Annotated in this window: 13 protein-coding genes and 1 tRNA gene; 5 read left to right on the top strand and 9 right to left on the bottom strand. The window is 62.5% G+C overall.

Going from position 1 to position 15,846, the window contains the following annotated elements; all coding sequences use genetic code 11:
* The first annotated feature begins 140 nt into the window (after nucleotides 1-140).
* Complete coding sequence (locus tag VWY75_RS10855) at nucleotides 141-866, top strand: DUF1223 domain-containing protein (protein WP_416534178.1); 726 nt, start codon at nucleotides 141-143, stop codon at nucleotides 864-866.
* A gap of 89 nt (nucleotides 867-955) precedes the next feature.
* Here VWY75_RS10855 and VWY75_RS10850 read toward each other — a convergent pair whose 3' ends face one another.
* The 5 genes from VWY75_RS10850 to VWY75_RS10830 all read right to left on the bottom strand — a co-directional run bounded on the left by VWY75_RS10850 (nucleotide 956) and on the right by VWY75_RS10830 (nucleotide 6,932).
* The gene (locus VWY75_RS10850) at nucleotides 956-1,891 is read right to left on the bottom strand and encodes a lysophospholipid acyltransferase family protein (RefSeq protein WP_416534177.1); all 936 of its coding nucleotides are present in this window, start codon (nucleotides 1,889-1,891) and stop codon (nucleotides 956-958) included.
* 169 nt (nucleotides 1,892-2,060) lie between these two features.
* Nucleotides 2,061-3,260, bottom strand: coding sequence for a flagellar motor switch protein FliG (locus tag VWY75_RS10845; RefSeq protein ID WP_416538917.1), 1,200 nt, complete (start codon nucleotides 3,258-3,260; stop codon nucleotides 2,061-2,063).
* Nucleotides 3,261-3,336: 76 nt separating this feature from the next.
* Entirely contained in the window at nucleotides 3,337-3,954 is a 618-nt protein-coding gene (locus VWY75_RS10840; RefSeq protein ID WP_416538916.1) for a tetratricopeptide repeat protein, read from the bottom strand.
* A 169-nt stretch (nucleotides 3,955-4,123) separates the two neighbouring features.
* Complete coding sequence (gene purB, locus VWY75_RS10835) at nucleotides 4,124-5,428, bottom strand: adenylosuccinate lyase (RefSeq protein WP_340545820.1); 1,305 nt, start codon at nucleotides 5,426-5,428, stop codon at nucleotides 4,124-4,126.
* A 253-nt stretch (nucleotides 5,429-5,681) separates the two neighbouring features.
* Nucleotides 5,682-6,932 carry an alpha/beta fold hydrolase gene (locus VWY75_RS10830; RefSeq protein WP_416538915.1) on the bottom strand — a complete coding sequence of 417 codons (1,251 nt, stop codon included), beginning with the start codon at nucleotides 6,930-6,932 and terminating at the stop codon, nucleotides 5,682-5,684.
* A gap of 170 nt (nucleotides 6,933-7,102) precedes the next feature.
* Between VWY75_RS10830 and VWY75_RS10825 the strand changes: the two genes are divergently transcribed.
* The gene (locus VWY75_RS10825) at nucleotides 7,103-7,588 is read left to right on the top strand and encodes an NUDIX hydrolase (RefSeq protein ID WP_416539168.1); all 486 of its coding nucleotides are present in this window, start codon (nucleotides 7,103-7,105) and stop codon (nucleotides 7,586-7,588) included.
* A 90-nt stretch (nucleotides 7,589-7,678) separates the two neighbouring features.
* Here the strand turns inward: VWY75_RS10825 and dddP are convergent, their stop codons facing one another.
* Nucleotides 7,679-9,031 carry a dimethylsulfonioproprionate lyase DddP gene (dddP, locus tag VWY75_RS10820; protein ID WP_416538914.1) on the bottom strand — a complete coding sequence of 451 codons (1,353 nt, stop codon included), beginning with the start codon at nucleotides 9,029-9,031 and terminating at the stop codon, nucleotides 7,679-7,681.
* Between the two features lie 148 nt (nucleotides 9,032-9,179).
* Between dddP and VWY75_RS10815 the strand changes: the two genes are divergently transcribed.
* The gene (locus VWY75_RS10815) at nucleotides 9,180-9,953 is read left to right on the top strand and encodes a heme-dependent oxidative N-demethylase family protein (RefSeq protein WP_416538913.1); all 774 of its coding nucleotides are present in this window, start codon (nucleotides 9,180-9,182) and stop codon (nucleotides 9,951-9,953) included.
* A gap of 13 nt (nucleotides 9,954-9,966) precedes the next feature.
* On the opposite strand, the gene VWY75_RS10810 is transcribed toward VWY75_RS10815, so the two are convergent.
* The 3 genes from VWY75_RS10810 to VWY75_RS10800 all read right to left on the bottom strand — a co-directional run bounded on the left by VWY75_RS10810 (nucleotide 9,967) and on the right by VWY75_RS10800 (nucleotide 13,513).
* A complete protein-coding gene (locus tag VWY75_RS10810; RefSeq protein WP_416538912.1) occupies nucleotides 9,967-10,968 on the bottom strand; it encodes a hypothetical protein in 1,002 nt (333 codons plus the stop codon).
* 706 nt (nucleotides 10,969-11,674) lie between these two features.
* On the bottom strand, nucleotides 11,675-13,081 hold the full coding sequence (glnA, locus tag VWY75_RS10805) for a type I glutamate--ammonia ligase (RefSeq protein WP_340545814.1): 1,407 nt from the start codon (nucleotides 13,079-13,081) through the stop codon (nucleotides 11,675-11,677).
* 93 nt (nucleotides 13,082-13,174) lie between these two features.
* Entirely contained in the window at nucleotides 13,175-13,513 is a 339-nt protein-coding gene (locus tag VWY75_RS10800; RefSeq protein ID WP_014874894.1) for a P-II family nitrogen regulator, read from the bottom strand.
* A gap of 195 nt (nucleotides 13,514-13,708) precedes the next feature.
* Between VWY75_RS10800 and VWY75_RS10795 the strand changes: the two genes are divergently transcribed.
* Nucleotides 13,709-15,409 (top strand): NAD(P)H-hydrate dehydratase, encoded by a 1,701-nt coding sequence (locus VWY75_RS10795; protein ID WP_416538910.1) that lies wholly within the window; start codon nucleotides 13,709-13,711, stop codon nucleotides 15,407-15,409.
* Between the two features lie 112 nt (nucleotides 15,410-15,521).
* A tRNA-Leu gene (locus VWY75_RS10790) sits at nucleotides 15,522-15,606 on the top strand.
* Nucleotides 15,607-15,846: the final 240 nt, after the last annotated feature.

The following is a 15,846-nucleotide window of genomic DNA, read 5'->3' as shown; positions in this document are numbered from 1 at the left end:
TGCAATAGTACACAAAATTTGCGCCAAGGTGGAATTTTCACCCTAAACAGCACCGCGCACGGGCGTCTCAAGAATGATTGATTGGTCATTTCAGGCTCAGCCCGCTAGATCCATAAGCCAGAGCAAAAAGGGTATCTTGTATGAAATGGGTCGCATCGCTTTTTCTGGCCGTGTGGATGACGCTGCCAACCGGGGCTGCCGCGCAGAGCGCTGGCGCGGCCACCGATTTGGTGGTGGTGGAGCTGTTCACCTCGCAGGGGTGCTCCTCCTGTCCGCCTGCTGATGCGCTGCTGCGGCAGCTGACGGCGCGGCCTGATGTGCTGCCGTTGGCGCTGCATGTGGATTACTGGGATTATATCGGCTGGAAAGATCAGTTCGCCGATCCCGCCCACACCCGCCGCCAGAAAGGATACGCCCACGTCGGCGGGCGCCAGATGGTCTATACCCCGCAGATGATCGTCAATGGTCAGGACGATGTTGTCGGCGCCAATGCGATGGAGCTGACCGAGGTGATCGCCAGCCATCAGACCCGGCCCAGCCAGGTGTCGATCCGCATTGATGGCAGCGCCGCTGATGGCGTCGCTGTCGCGTTGCGCCGGGCGGATACCGCGCCGGTTCTGTCCGGGCCGATCTCGGTGCAGCTGGTGCGTTATGCGCCGCTGAAAACCGTGGATATCTCACGCGGGGAGCTGGCGGGCCGTCGGTTGGATTACGCCAATGTCGTCGAACAGATCGACCGCGTGGCGGATTGGGACGGGCAGGGCACGCTGGAGCTGACTGTGACGCTGACCGATGCCCGCCCGGCCGCGCTGCTGGTACAGCAGGCGCCCTATGGTGCGATCCTGGCCGCAGCCAAGCTGAACTGAGACAGGCTGAACTGAGACAGGCTGAAGTGGGCCGGGCAAACCTGAGCCAGGCCAGACGAAGACCGCACACCGCAGCACCCCGGGCAGGCTCAGGTCGCGTCCGGTTTCCGGTCTGCCGGTGTGGGTTTCGGGATCGGCACATAGGGTTTCCACCGCCGGTGGATCCAGAACCATTGCCCCATATGTTGCCGCACCAGTTCCTCCAGCCGTTTGCAGACGGTGGTGGTCATGGTGACAGGATCCGATGGGGCGATTTCTTCCTGCACGATGATCTCGAAATCCAGCCCGTTGGGCTGGCGAATGGCGTAGACCGGGATCATCGCAGCCTTGTATTTCAGCGCCAGTTCGGCTGGCACGATGGAGGTCACGGCGGGTTCGCCGAAGAAGTCGATATTGACCCCGCCATGGGCATGCAGATCCGCCACGATGGCAATGATGCCCCCCTGTTTCAGGTGGCGGACCATCTCCATCATGCCGCGTTTTCCCTGTTCGAACATGGGCTTACCGGTCTTTTCAATGGCGCGCACATAGTGGTCGTTGAAATAGGGATTGGCCATCCGACGATAGAGCGCCCCCATGGCAAAGCCTCGCTTGATCAGATTGGCGCGCGCGGCGTCGTAATTGCCGAAATGACCGGTGACCAGAATGACCGGACGCCCTTCGGCGCGGGCGCGTTCCAGCGCCGCCAGACCGGGGCCGGAGACCGGCGCCGCCCAGGCGCGCTCCAGAAACGGTTGCCCGGCGTAGAGTTCCGCCACCACGCGCCCGACATTGTCGCTGACCTCATCGCAGAGACGCGCCACCTCCGCCTCCGGCAATTCGGGGCAGGTCAGCGCGAGATTGTCGCGCACCCGTTTGTGAAACCCCGCCAGCGGTGCAGCCTTGCGCATCACCCAGCCCATCGCCGGAATGCGTTTGTCATAGGGGATCAGACCCAGCGCGCCGATGATCGCGCGCAGCGCCAGATTGCTGGCGTAGTAGCTGGCGCGGCGGCCTGGGGACAGGGTGGAGGGATCAACGGGCATGTCCGGTCGGCCTGCAATTGAGGAAAGCAAAATCAGCCGCGACCATAAACGGCGGCGCCAACAGGCACAAGCAACCGACCCCGTGATCGGCAACGCAGCTCTTGGCCATACGTCCGCTCAGATCCGGTGGACGCGGCCCTGGGCCGCGCCGCCGTTGCGGGCGCTGAGATCAGTCCTCGTCGTCCTCGTCAGTGGTGCGCAGCTCGATCTCGCCGGAATTCACCAGCTCTCGCAATGCGTTGACGATCGTGCCCATGGCACCTTCTCCAACGCTGCGCTTGACCTTGCCCCGTTCGGCCACTTCCTCGCGGATGTTGTTGGCCATCCGGCTGGACATATTGGCCAGCATGAATTCGCTGGATTCCACATCGTCCTCGTCGGTGGCAAAGGCGATGGCGGTGACCAGATCCTGCTGCGCCAGAACGCGCGCGATCTTGGGCACATCGACGGGGCTGACGCGCTGTGAGATCAGAGCATAGGTGAAGATCGATTTGCGGACGTCACCGGCGAATTCCTCGTCTTCCTCATCCAGCGCGGTCAGCACCTCGTCACGTTTGCCCGCTGCCGCCTGGGTCAGGATGGCCCCCATGCGCTGGCCCGGCGTCTCTTCAAAGGCGACCTCGGGCCGCGCCTCGATCTGCGCGGCAAGCGACAGGCCGATCCGGTCGACCGTATCCGGGGTCACGGCGGCGGTCTGACTGACAGCATAGGTGATGCGGCGGGCTACGGGACCGGGCAGGTGGATCAGCATCTGCGCCGCCTTGGTGGTGTCGAGTTTGGACAGAAGGACAGCGGCGACCTCGGTGCTTTCGGCCTGAGCCAGCTCCGCCAGCTCCTCTGGCGGCAAGGCGCGCAGACGCTCCCACGGGTCGCCAAACTGGCGCACGCCGGCCTCCTTGCGCAGGCGGCTGGCCGTCTGGCGGCTGATCTTGCCCTCCATCGCGGAGAGCGCACCAGCCAGACCATTGGGAAAGGAGAGGCCGACGTTGTCGAGCATTTCGGCAAATTCCCCGGCCACCTCATGCAGGGTGGTACGGTCGATCAGCCCCATGCGGCCCATCTGCTGGGTCAATTCGATCTGCAAATCGTCCGGCAGCGATTCCAGCGGGATATCGGCCCCTTCGTTCAGCAGCAGGCGGACCACAATGGCGGCTTTGGCCTTGCCGCTCAGTTTGGATTTGGCGGCGGGCATACCACCGCCCATTGCGGGCATATCCAGCGCACCGCCACCCATGCCGCCCATCCCCATATCGCCGCCGCCGAAATCGCCGCCGAAATCCATCCCGCCAAGCGGAGCCGGGGCGGAGAAATCGCCAAAGTCATCTGAGGAGGCCGCCATGGGAAGCGCCAAAGCATTTTCATTCTGCATTTATGAGCCCTAGCCAAAAAGATTCTCTTTCTGTTGTCTCCAATCTAGGGCGCAAGCCGTAAAGAAATGCTGAAAATCAATAGCTTTGCGTCTGCCCCGACAAAAGCGCCTCGCGCAGCGAGACCTCGGCCCAGCTGCCACTGCCGCCAGCGGCGCGGATCAGTTTCCACTGCTCCAGCGCAAGACCGTATTTTCCTTCAGCTACAAACCCTTGCCCCATGTAAGACCGCGCCAGATGGTTCTGTGGATCCAGCGCAATGGCACGAGTGTAATAGGACATGGCCTGGTCCCGATAGCCCTGCTTACGATAGGTAAAGCCCCAATAGGTCAGCACCCGGCTATCCATCTGGTCAGGCATCGCCGCCAGCACCGCCTGCGCGTCGCCATAGCGCCCGGCATAGGCGAGTTCGCGCACGGCGTCATACATTTCATCCGGGTCGAGCGAGGAGTGTTTGGGCGCGACGCAGCGCTGTTTCTGATCGTCCCAGACCTTGGCGCCCTTGCAGGTCTTGGTGGTGTTGGTTGGCTTTGGCGCGGCGCTGTCATCGCTCCCTGCCGCCAATGACTGGCCTGCAAAGGCGGTGGCAAAAGCGGCCGAGAGCGCCAGCGCAGGCAGCGCGGCACAGCTGGCCCGCAGCACCGATGCGGGCAGAGAGCGGGCGAAGAGGGCGGTTCGTGTCGGGATGGCAGGCATGGGATTGTCCTTTTGTCGCGCGCGCCGCGGATCTGCGGCCTGAGGTGTCTTCACCTTAGAGGGTGGACCACCGGGGCGGGATAACAAGACAGTGAGGCGCAGCGGCACGAAAAAGGCCGCCCTGCGTGTGGCAGAGCGGCCTGTGCAATCACAGAGATCACAGGTTGGCTTAGTCGCCAAACACCCGGGCAAAAATCGTGTCGACGTGTTTGGTGTGATAGCCCATGTCGAATTTCTCGTTGATCGCCTCTTCGCCAAGGGCGGCAACCACATCGGCATCCGCCAGCAGCAGCTCGCGGAAATCAACACGATCTTCCCAGACCTTCAGGGCGTTGCGCTGCACCATGGAATAGGCGTCCTCGCGGCTGACACCCGCCTGCGTCAGCGCCAGCAGCACCCGCTGCGACATAACGAGGCCGGGGAATTTGTTCATGTTGTCCAGCATGTTCTCAGGGAAGACCAGCATCTTGTCGATGACGCCGGCCAGACGGTTGAGCGCAAAATCCAGGGTCACGGTCGCATCCGGGCCGATGCCGCGCTCCACCGAGGAGTGCGAGATATCGCGCTCATGCCACAGCGCCACGTTTTCCATCGCCGGGATCACCGCCATCCGCACCAGGCGCGCAAGGCCGGTGAGGTTCTCGGTCAGAACCGGGTTCTTCTTGTGCGGCATTGCCGAGGAGCCTTTCTGGCCCATCGAGAAGAATTCGGCGCCTTCCAGCACCTCGGTGCGCTGCATGTGGCGGATTTCCACTGCGATATTCTCGATCGACGACGCGATGACGCCCAGCGTGGCAAAGAACATTGCGTGACGGTCGCGCGGGATCACCTGGGTCGAAATCGGCTCGGGGCTGAGGCCGAGCTGTTCGCAGACATGTTCTTCAACGCGGGGGTCGATATTGGCAAAGGTGCCAACCGCGCCGGAGATCGCGCCGGTGGCAACTTCGGCGCGGGCATTTTGCAGACGCTGCTTGTTGCGGTCCATTTCGGCATAGAAACGGGCAAAGGTCAGACCCATCGTGGTCGGCTCGGCGTGGATGCCATGTGAGCGGCCGACGCGCACGGTGTCCTTGTGCTCCAGCGCGCGTTTCTTCAGCGCGGCGAGCACCTTGTCGACGCCCTCGAGCAGGATGTCGGCGGCACGCACCAGCTGCACATTGAGGCAGGTGTCCAGCACGTCCGAAGATGTCATGCCCTGATGTACAAAGCGCGCTTCCTCGGAGCCGACATGTTCGGCCAGATGGGTCAGAAAGGCGATGACGTCATGTTTGGTCACGGCCTCGATCTCGTCGATGCGGGCGACGTCGAATTCCACGTCCTTGGCTTTCCATACCGCGTCGGCGTTCTCGCGCGGGATCACGCCGAGGTTCGCCATGGCTTCACAGGCATGTGCCTCGATTTCGTACCAGATCTTGAATTTGGTTTCCGGCGACCAGATGGCAACCATTTCAGGACGGGAATAGCGGGGGATCATGGGCAGCAGCACCTTATTGTAGCAGGGCAGAAGGGAAGCGGATGATGCCGCGCGTCTTAGAGCAGCGCGCCTCACAGGGCAAGGGCGCGGAGCCAGCCCGCGACAGAAAGCGCCCGATTTCAGCTGTCTTATGCCCCGCATCCGGCGCATCGGTGCGTTCTGCGCCACTGATAGGGAGGCAGGCGGCACCGGTTATGGCCGACAGCCAGCGGCGACATCCGCCCGCCCAAGAAATGCCGCCGTCAGCGCAGGGTCAGAACGGCAGATGTGCCGGATCCACCTCAATCTCGGCCTGATCCAGCCGCGTCGTCACCTTGGCGCCATGTTCCAGCGTGCGATGCACCGGACAGCGGTCGGCGATATCCATCAGCTTGGCGCGTTGATCTGCGCTTAGGGGGCCGGTCAGATAGATCACGCGGGTAAACTGGTCGATCTGCGCCGGACCCGAGGGCAGGGCATCCTGCGCATGGACCTTGTCATGGCAGACATCGACGCTGACGCCTTCCAGCGGCCAGCCCTTGCGCCGGGCATACATGCGGATGGTCATGGAGGTACAGGCGCCGAGACCGGCGGCGATAAACCCATAGGGTGTCATGCCACGATTGCTGCCGCCATAGGCCAGCGGTTCATCGGCGTAGGTGTGATGACGGGGGCCGGACTGGATATCCTGCAAAAAGCCGTTCGGATCAGCTTCGGTGACGCGCAGCACGCCTTCGGGGGCACCGGGGGGCGGAGCAGGCGGCGACAGGTCGATATAGCGCCCGGCCCAGGCGGCGATGAGGTCAGCGGCATATTCGGCATCACGGGGACGCGAAATCAGGTGGTCGGCATCGTCCAGAGTGACAAAGCTCTTGGGGTGTCTGGCCGCCATGAACAGCTCTGCTGCATTGTCGATGCTGACGGTGGCATCCAGCGGCGCATGCATCACCAGAAGCGCGGCATCCAGATCAGCAACGGCGCTGGTCAGCGCCTCGCTGCGGATGTCGTCGACGAATTGCTTGCGGATCAGGAACGGGCGGTCGGCCAGACAGACCTCGGCGGCACCTTCGGTCTCGATCTGCTCCAGCGCCTCGCCAAACTGATGCGCCACATGGGCCGGATCGGAGGGCGCGCCAAGCGTCACCACGCCGCGCACCGACGGCAGGCCTGCACGGGCGCGCAGCACCGCAGCGCCGCCCAGCGAATGACCGATCAGCAGCGCAGGCGCCAGCCCGCGCCCCGCCAGATATTGTCCCGCCGCCACCAGATCGGCGACATTTGAGCTGAAGTTGGTATTGGAAAACTCGCCATCGGAATGACCCAGACCGGTGAAATCAAACCGCAGGACGGCAATTCCCATCGCCGCCAGACGGGCCGAGATGCGCCGCGCTGCCGGGATATCCTTGGAACAGGTGAAACAATGCGCAAACAGCGCCGTTGACAGGATCGGCCCTTCGGGTAGATCCAGTCGCGCAGCCAGCTGGTCACCGGAGTGACCGGAAAAGGAAATGCGTTCGGTGGGCATAGGAATGGCCTTTATCTGGGGGTCGCCCTAAGGTGCGGCGACAGCCGGGCAGGTACAAGCCATCAGGCCCCGACGTCACGGGAAGGTGAGAGATATTGACAACAAATACGACCCTGGATCACTGCGCGGGGATCGGCGCATTCACCCCGCTGGATGCGCGTGACCGGCAGATGTGGCAGCGCCTGACCACGTTTTGCGCGCGCGAGCCAAGGGCGTTTGAACGGGATCCGGCAATCGGCCATGTGACCGGATCCGCCTTTGTGCTGTCGCAGGATCTCTCTGCGGTGCTGCTCACCCATCATGCCAAACTGGACCGGTGGTTACAGTTGGGCGGACATTGCGACGGCATCGCCGATGCAGGGTTCACCGCCTGGAAAGAGGCCTATGAGGAAAGCGGGCTCAGCCGGATCAGCCGTATTGGGGAGCAGGTGTTCGACATCGACATTCACGAAATCCCGGCCAATGGCCGCGAGGCGGCGCATCTGCACTACGATGTGCGCTACCTGTTTCGCGCCGAGGCAGGCGAAATCCGGGCCACTGCGGAATCAAAGGCGCTGGCCTGGGTGCCGCTGGCAGAGCTGTCGCAATATAGTTCCGCGCCCAGTGTGCTGATCCTGAAAGATAAACTCGCCCGGTGGCAAAGCGGAGGCACCTGACGGCGCCACGGGTTCAGCGGTCTCTCCCCCAGCGGGAAAGCGCCCGCCGGTGGGCGCTCTGCCCAGGCTCTTTGCGCGACGCCCTGCGGGTCACTTCCCGCCCGCCGTGCCCATCAACGCCGGATCGAACGGGTAGGTGGTGAGGTTCTCATAGCCGGTTTCGGTAATCAGCACCTGATCCTCCAGCTTGATCGAGAAATCGCCGCCTTCGGGGCTGACCAGTGCCTCGACACAGAGCACCATGCCCGGCTCCAGCTCATAGTCGAAAGCGCCCTCGACCATTTGATCGGGATAGGCGACCAGCGGCCATTCATCACAGAGCCCGACACCGTGCATCATGCAGCCGTATTTCTGTTTCTGGAACTGAGCATCCAGCAGATGGCAGCTGCGCGACAGCTCCTGCAGATTCACGCCCGGTTTCAGCATCTCCATATTGCTGCGGATGTGCTCAACCCCGTGCTGCATCGCATAGATCATATCGGCAGGCGGCGCGCGGTCGCCGATCCACCAGCTGCGCGAGATGTCGATACAGATCCCGTACGAACCGACCAGATCGGTGTCAAAGCTGATGATTTCGTTGTTCTGGATGATGCGTCCGCCGCATTCCTGAAACCACGGGTTGGTGCGCGGGCCAGAGGTCAGCAGCCGGGTTTCGATCCATTCGCCACCCCGGCGGATGTTTTCGGCGTGCAGCACTGCCCAGACGTCATCTTCGCTGATCTGACCGCCGGGGATGGCGCTGCGGGCATAGCGCTCCATCGCGGCGACAGCTGTTTCACAGGCGTGATTGGCGCAGCGCATGGCGCGGATCTCATCGGGGCCTTTCACTGCGCGGCATTTCTCTGTCAGCTCCTCGCCGGGGAAGACCTCCAGCCCCTGTGCTTCGAGCGCGCGCAACCCGTGCAGCATGATCTTGTCCACCGCGATCCGCCTGTTGCCGCCGCTGTGGGCGCGCAACAGCTCACGCACCTCATTGGCAAAGACATCCGCCGCCACATCCACCTTGTCGCCGCGATCAAAGTAGAACAGATCCGCCCCGGCGCGCTGTTCGCGCACCAGCGGGTTGAATCCGCTGAGGAAAGGCGCCTGTTTGTAGTCCCACATCACCATGTAGCCGTCAGCGCAGATCAAGAGTGCGCGAAACGGGTTATGGGTGTTCCACAGCTGCATATTGGTGGAGTCGGTGGCGTAGCGGATGTTCATCGGGTCAAACACCAGGAGGCCGCCGTAGTCGCGATCGTTGATGAACCGGGTCAGCCGCTCCCAGCGGTAGCGGCGCATCGCCTGAAGGTCAGGCAGCTGCAACCCTGCGGCGGCCCATTCGCGATAGGCCAGTTGGGTGGGGCCGATCTCGACCCGGTCCTGATCGTTGGGCGTATTGTCGCCAAGGGTGGCGCCGCGCGTGGGATCAATCTTGCGGGTGTCGCGGTAGTGCTCGTTCATCTCCGGCTCCATCTCTGGACAGGTCTGTCCAAAGTGGCGCGGGGCTTGCGCCGGTGTCGCTGCCAAATACGACCGTTCGGACGGTCGTTTTCAGGCTGATGCGCAAGCTGGCGGATGAAATGGCAGGCTTTGCTTGCTACAAGGTGGCATGAATGAGATTCTGCAAACCCGCCTGCCGTATAATCCCCTGGAAGAGCGCAAGCTGCCCGGCATCCAGCCGCTGGCGCCAGAAGACTGGCTCTATTTCGATGCCGCCTTCGCCGCGCAGATGACGGAGCGTGAGCGGCTGCTGACAACTCAGCGGGCGGAGGTTCTGCAATGCGGGCCGGGGGCGATGCCCGCTGCCTGCGAGTTGCTGGAGGCGGTTCTGGCGCAGCTCTACCCGGAGGCTGCGCCGTCTCGGCCAGGCCATGTGCTCCGGCCTGACGGGGTGCAGGTGCAGCTGGACTGGGAGGATCCCCTCGGCACGCTGGGGCGGATCGCGCAGCAGGATTTCTGCATTCTGGAAAAACCGCAGGGGGCGGATGAGCATGTGCTGACCGGGGCGGTGCTGTGCTTCCCGGCGAACTGGACCCTGGCGGAGAAATACCTGCGTCCGCTGATCGCCATCCATGCGCCTGTCGACAGCTATGATGCGGGCATTGCGGCGCGGGTGCAGCGGCTGTTTGACGGGGTCCAGCAGGGCCGCCCGATGTGGCGGTTCAATGCGCTGTGGTACGCCGATCCCACATTGCATCAGCCGCGCCGGGTCAGCGGAGATCGTCCACGGCCGGCGGCGGATGACGCCGGGTATCTGCGCAGCGAACGGCAGGCGATTCTGCGGCTGCCGCGCAGTCGCGCGGTTGTTTTCAGCATCCACACGAGCGTGCTGGCCCGTGCGGATGTCTTGGCCCAATGGGGGGCACCGGCTGCATCGGCCTAGAGCGGGTGCGGCTCTAGAAGGCGATGGCAGCCGAGCTTTGCAGGGCCAGCAGCGCAGTTGCGCCACAGATGATATGCAGATGGCCGCGCAGCTGCGGGCTGTGCAGAATATGGGCCACCGCCGAGAGCATACGCGGCGGCACAGCCGCCAGCAGACCACCGATCCGGGCCATGTCGTAGTGGGCAGCCCGCGGATGTTGCAGGATGGCCTTGGTGCGTGCCCGCGCCCTGTTACGCGCCTCGATGGCGTGGCGACCGGTGGCGCGGAGTTCCGAGGAGTCGAGCATGGCCGCGCAATGTTCGGCAAGCTGGGCAGCGGTGACATCGACCGGCTCGAAACAGGCCCGGCCGCGTAGCCGTCCCTGGGATCGTTGTTTGGGATCGGCTGCGGATTGCGACGCGTCCGGCGCAGCGATCTGCGGCGCAATAACGGCGGAGGTGTCAGCCGCAGCGTCTGTCGGCGCGGTCACTGGTGATACGGTCAGCAACACCTCCGGCGGTACGGTTGCAGTCCCGTCTGCTGACCCGTCTAGCGGGGTGGGCATAGCCGCCTCGGAGGGTGTTTCGACCTCTGCAGCGTCCGAAAACGCACCAAGAAAGGCCGCCCGGGTCAGCGTGACGGGGGTGTCCAGCCAATCCACCGTCGCCACCTCAAGCTCTTCTGTCAGGCGGCGCAGGACCACCGCCAGCAGCAGCTCGCTCAGCTCGGCGTCGCAATGGTCAGGATGGTTCGGGATAAGCGTCACATTCAGCGCGCTGCGCAGCCGCGTCTCGGTGCAGTCCGCATCGGCGCTGTTGGCCCGCGTCGGCTTGATCGGATGGCGCAGATAGCGCAGTTCAATGCGATAATGATCGCACTCAAGCAGGATCAGATTGGGGCTGCGGGATCGGAACTGCCGCACGGCGTGACCATATTCCTCTAGCGTATCGACCACCGAGGCCGAGCTACTGGACAAGGCCTCCGGGTGTCGGGCCTCAAAGCCGAGCTTGCCTTTGTACTGAACTGACTGTGTCACCGTCGGGATCCTCCGCTCAGATGTTTCAACAATTAAGTTAAAATTTGAAATGGTGGAAAGTGAGGCGGCGACAGGCGATTGGTAAAATAATCCTTAGGTTATTTGAATGCGTCGGTGACTCTAGCTATCATTCTGAAAATGTTGATATTTCTTGCCATTCGACCTGCTGTCACGCGACGAATGGGGCGAAACATGGGCGGGGAATGGTCACATTGATGCCGCAGCGATTGCCAATCGCCGCCAATCACTTGCAGTGTTTCCGATCAGTTGACGTAAGGGGAGCGTGTCAGCGGCAGGGGGGCCGGGATCCGGCATGACGCGGGCCGCCGCTAGGCAAGGCCAAGTATGAAACGGGCAACATACCACCCGGTCAGCGCGAGCAAAGCCCAGCCCGTCGCCGCCAGCAGCGCGCGTGAGATGCGATTTGGCCGGTAGGCCGCAAAAAGGCAGATGAGCGCCACGATCGGCATGGCGATGGGCAGTAGAACAGCAAGGATCATGCGGCGATGGAGACCGAGCGGCGGGGGGATGTCAAATCAAAAGTCGCCCCGTTGGGCCTGCACGCAATATCGCGTCAGCGGAGCGCCATGATCATATGTCGCAGCCACCCACATCTGACGAGGACGACGGCGAGCTGAGCTGCTGCGGCGCATATGAAAAAGGCGCCCCCCGAAGGGAGCGCCCAGTCAGCCTGCGTGATCGGGGATCAGCAGCTGTAGTACATGCCGTATTCCACCGGATGCGGGGTGTGTTCGTAGGTTTCCACCTCTTCCATCTTGAGGGCGATATAGCCTTCGATCTGGTCCTTGGTGAACACGTCGCCCTGCAACAGGAAGTCATGGTCGGCCGCCAGCGATTCCAGCGCTTCGCGCAGGCTGCCGCAGACGGTGGGGATGCCGGCCAGCTCTTCTGCGGGCAGGTCGTAGAGGTTCTTGTCCATGGCTTCGCCCGGATCAATCTTGTTCTTGATCCCGTCAAGGCCGGCCATCAGCAGGGCGGAGAAGGCCAGGTAGGGGTTTGCGGCCGGATCTGGGAAACGGGCTTCGACGCGCTTGGCCTTCGGGCTCTCGGTCCATGGGATCCGCACGCAGCCGGAGCGGTTGCGGGCGGAATAGGCACGCAGAACCGGGGCCTCAAAGCCGGGGATCAGGCGCTTGTAGGAGTTGGTCGAGGGGTTGGTGAAGGCGTTCAGGGTCTTGGCGTGCTTCAGGATGCCACCAATGAAATACAGCGCTTCCTGGCTGAGATCGGCATATTTGTCGCCCGCGAACAGCGGCTTGCCGTCCTTCCAGATCGACATGTTCACATGCATGCCGGTGCCGTTGTCGCCATAGATCGGCTTCGGCATGAAGGTTGCGGATTTGCCGTAGGCATGTGCCACGTTGTGGATCACATATTTGTATTTCTGCAGCTCGTCGGCCTGTTTGGTCAGGCTGTCAAAGATCAGGCCCAGCTCGTGCTGGCACGAGGCCACCTCGTGATGGTGCTTGTCCACCTTCATGCCCAGACGCTTCATGGTCGAGAGCATTTCGGAGCGCAGGTCCTGGGCTTCGTCGATCGGGTTCACCGGGAAATAGCCGCCCTTCAGACCCGGACGGTGGCCCATGTTGCCCATTTCATATTCGGTATCGGTGTTCCAGGAGGCGTCGGTGGCGTCGACCTCGAAGGAGACTTTGTTGATGGTGTTGGAGAAGCGCACATCATCAAACAGGAAGAATTCTGCCTCGGGGCCCATATAGGCCACATCGCCGATGCCGGAGGATTTCAGATAGGCCTCTGCCTTCTGCGCGGTGCCGCGCGGATCGCGGGGGTAGGCTTCGCCGGTATCGGGCTCAACCACGGAACAATGGATGCAGATGGTCTTTTCGGCATAGAACGGATCGACATAGGCCGAGCTGGTGTCGAGGATCAGTTTCATGTCGGAGTTTTCGATCGACTTCCAGCCGGCGATGGAGGAGCCATCGAACATGAAGCCCTCTTCGAGGAAATCTTCATCCACCAGGTCGACGTCCACGGTCACGTGCTGGAGCTTGCCCCGCACATCGGTGAAACGGATGTCGACATAGGCGGCATCTTCGTCTTTGATCATCTTCAGAACTGCGTCTGCGCTCATTTCCAATGGTCCTTCTGATCTTTTTTGTCTTGAGAGTGTCCGGGCTGGCCTGCCGCGCGGCGACAGGGACAGCCGAGTATTATGTGGTCAGGCTCAGAGCGCGTCCGAACCGGTTTCCCCGGTGCGGATGCGGATTGCCTGCTCAACGGGCGAGACAAAGATTTTGCCGTCGCCGATCTTGTCGGTCTTGGCTGCTGCCACAATCGCCTCGATGGCGGCATCAACCTGATCATCGTCCAGAACCACCTCGATTTTCACCTTCGGCAGGAAATCGACGACATATTCGGCGCCACGGTAGAGCTCGGTATGACCTTTCTGACGGCCAAACCCCTTGACCTCGATCACCGAAAGACCCTGTACGCCCACGTCCTGCAAGGCTTCTTTCACCTCGTCGAGTTTGAACGGCTTGATGATGGCTTCGATCTTTTTCATCGGGGTGACTCCTCGCAACCTTGTCGAGAGAGGTCAGATCACTTCTACTGAGCCGCGACAACAAGAGCTGCAAGCGCTGCGGCGAAACTGCGCAGGATTTCATCGGATGTGCCTAAAAATTAGGCAGTGCGCCCGTTTTATGCGCAGTTCTGAATCCGCGTCGCCGTTTGCTGCCCCAATCGAAAGGTCAAAGGAATGAGCGAATTGCTGACCGCTGCCCAGATGCGCGCCATTGAACAGGCCGCCATCGGCTCTGGCGAGGTCACCGGTCTGGAGCTGATGGAGCGGGCAGGGCGGGGCGTGGTCGAGGCCATTTTCGAGGAATGGCCGGAGCTGGCGGGGCCTGCGGCTAGCCAAATGGGGGGCGCTGCCCCCCGGCCTGCGGCCTCCCCCCGGGATATTTCTGGCCAGAAGAACGGTGCCGAAGGACCCTACCGTGCCGTGGTACTCTGCGGGCCGGGCAACAATGGCGGCGACGGTTTTGTTGTGGCGCGACTGTTGAAGCAGCGAGGCTGGGAGGTGGAGGTGTTCCTTTATGGAGACCCGGACAAGCTGCCGACGGATGCGAAGGTGAATTATGAGCGGTGGCGGGAGCTGGGAGCAGTCGTTCCATATGTCGACACTGGGAGTGGCGCATTTGCACTGGATCCTGCAAAGCACCGGGAAAACACTCTTCTTGTTGATGCGCTGTTTGGAACTGGACTTACGCGGCCGGTCGCGACGTTCAATTCGTTTGGCCGGCTAACCGAGATAACCGAGTGGCGTCTGTCAGAAAGCTCCAGAACGGGGGCTTTCCCGGCGCCCCGCGTGGTCTCAATTGACCTACCCAGCGGGGCGTGCACGGACTCGGGCAAACTGCTGCTTAGTAAGGAACCGGCACGGGAATTTGAGGCAATCCGCGCTGATCTCACGGTAACCTTTCACAGCCGGAAGTTGGCGCATGTCCTGGCAGATGGACCCGAGCAGTCAGGCAGGGTCGTGGTCAAAAGCATCGGCCTGAAAACAGGGCAAGGTGCCGCAACTGGCGGCGTCGTGACCTCGGTTGCGCCACAGATAATGTCGAAGCGAAGCGGTCATCACAAATACACCCACGGCCACGCCCTCATCCTCTCCGGCGGACATGGCCGGACCGGTGCCGCGCGTCTTGCCGCCCGCGGAGCGCTTCGCATCGGGGCAGGGCTGGTGACCGTCGGCTCGCCGCGATCGGCAATGATGGAAAATGCCAGTCAGCTGACGGCGATCATGCTGCGGCAGATCGACGGCGCGCATGGGGTCAGCGAGCTTCTGGAGGACAAGCGGTTCAATGCGGTCTGCCTTGGCCCCGGACTGGGGCGCGGGGCCGACACCCAGGCGGTGGTCATGGCGGTGCTGAAGGAAAAACGCGCCACTGTTCTGGACGCAGATGCGCTCACAAGGTTCGAGCTGAAACCCGACGTCCTGTTTGAGGCCCTGCACGACACCTGTGTGATCACGCCCCATGGCGGCGAGTTTGCCCGGCTGTTCCCGGATATCGCAGAAAAACTGGCAGCACCCGCCACCTCCGGTCCCGCCTATTCCAAGGTCGACGCCACCCGTGAGGCGGCCAGACGCGCGGGCTGCGTGGTGCTGTTCAAGGGGCCCGATACGGTGATCGCCGCGCCGGACGGGCACTGCTCGGTCAATTCTGCCCATTACGAGCGGTCCGCGCCCTGGCTGGCCACCGCCGGGTCGGGCGATGTGCTGGCAGGCTTCATCACCGGGCTGCTGGCGCGCGGGTTTTCCCCGATGCAGGCGTCCGAGACCGCCGCCTATATTCACGTCGAATGCGCGCTGGAATTCGGCCCCGGGCTGATTGCCGAGGATCTGCCCGAGCAGATCCCTTGCGTGTTGCGCAGGCTTGAGGGGCGAACCGGATAGCCGGGGCAGGGCGCGGGTGAAAAAGTTGCGCCCGAACCGCGCTTTCCCTTTTGCATCCGTCAAAAAGCTTTGCTATTGAGCGCTTCACGGTGGCTGTGACCACCGACAGGATGCGGGTGTGGCGAAATTGGTAGACGCACCAGATTTAGGTTCTGGCGCCGCAAGGCGTGGGGGTTCAAGTCCCTCCACCCGCACCATTTTCCACAGATCCCCTGGGATGACCCGGCCTATTGGGGCCGGTCTACCCCTTTGGCACCAGCTTTGACTTTTATCCTTCGCGGCATCTGTACCGAGGACAATGTCGCCATCGGCGGGACGGTGGATGCCATGCGTGGTGCTCTGGCTGATCTGCGTCGTCTTGATCAGCTCAGGCCCGTCTTTGATCGGCACCTGCGCCGCTGCCTGACTGGCGCGGATCGACCCATTGGAGGATATCT

The organism is Phaeobacter sp. JH20_08 (assembly GCF_048056635.1).
GTDB lineage: Bacteria > Pseudomonadota > Alphaproteobacteria > Rhodobacterales > Rhodobacteraceae > Phaeobacter > Phaeobacter bryozoorum.
Note: the sequence above shows the minus strand (reverse complement) of the source record. Positions and strands in the feature narration are given on the sequence as shown.

Bases quoted from the DNA above. Each gene is read 5' to 3' on its own strand.
- VWY75_RS10855 (WP_416534178.1), top strand. From the start codon at position 141: ATGAAATGGGTCGCATCGCTTTTTCTGGCCGTGTGGATGACGCTGCCA.
- VWY75_RS10850 (WP_416534177.1), bottom strand. From the start codon at position 1,891: ATGCCCGTTGATCCCTCCACCCTGTCCCCAGGCCGCCGCGCCAGCTAC.
- VWY75_RS10845 (WP_416538917.1), bottom strand. From the start codon at position 3,260: ATGCAGAATGAAAATGCTTTGGCGCTTCCCATGGCGGCCTCCTCAGAT.
- VWY75_RS10840 (WP_416538916.1), bottom strand. From the start codon at position 3,954: ATGCCTGCCATCCCGACACGAACCGCCCTCTTCGCCCGCTCTCTGCCC.
- purB (WP_340545820.1), bottom strand. From the start codon at position 5,428: ATGATCCCCCGCTATTCCCGTCCTGAAATGGTTGCCATCTGGTCGCCG.
- VWY75_RS10830 (WP_416538915.1), bottom strand. From the start codon at position 6,932: ATGCCCACCGAACGCATTTCCTTTTCCGGTCACTCCGGTGACCAGCTG.
- VWY75_RS10825 (WP_416539168.1), top strand. From the start codon at position 7,103: ATGTGGCAGCGCCTGACCACGTTTTGCGCGCGCGAGCCAAGGGCGTTT.
- dddP (WP_416538914.1), bottom strand. From the start codon at position 9,031: ATGAACGAGCACTACCGCGACACCCGCAAGATTGATCCCACGCGCGGC.
- VWY75_RS10815 (WP_416538913.1), top strand. From the start codon at position 9,180: ATGAATGAGATTCTGCAAACCCGCCTGCCGTATAATCCCCTGGAAGAG.
- glnA (WP_340545814.1), bottom strand. From the start codon at position 13,081: ATGAGCGCAGACGCAGTTCTGAAGATGATCAAAGACGAAGATGCCGCC.
- VWY75_RS10800 (WP_014874894.1), bottom strand. From the start codon at position 13,513: ATGAAAAAGATCGAAGCCATCATCAAGCCGTTCAAACTCGACGAGGTG.
- VWY75_RS10795 (WP_416538910.1), top strand. From the start codon at position 13,709: ATGAGCGAATTGCTGACCGCTGCCCAGATGCGCGCCATTGAACAGGCC.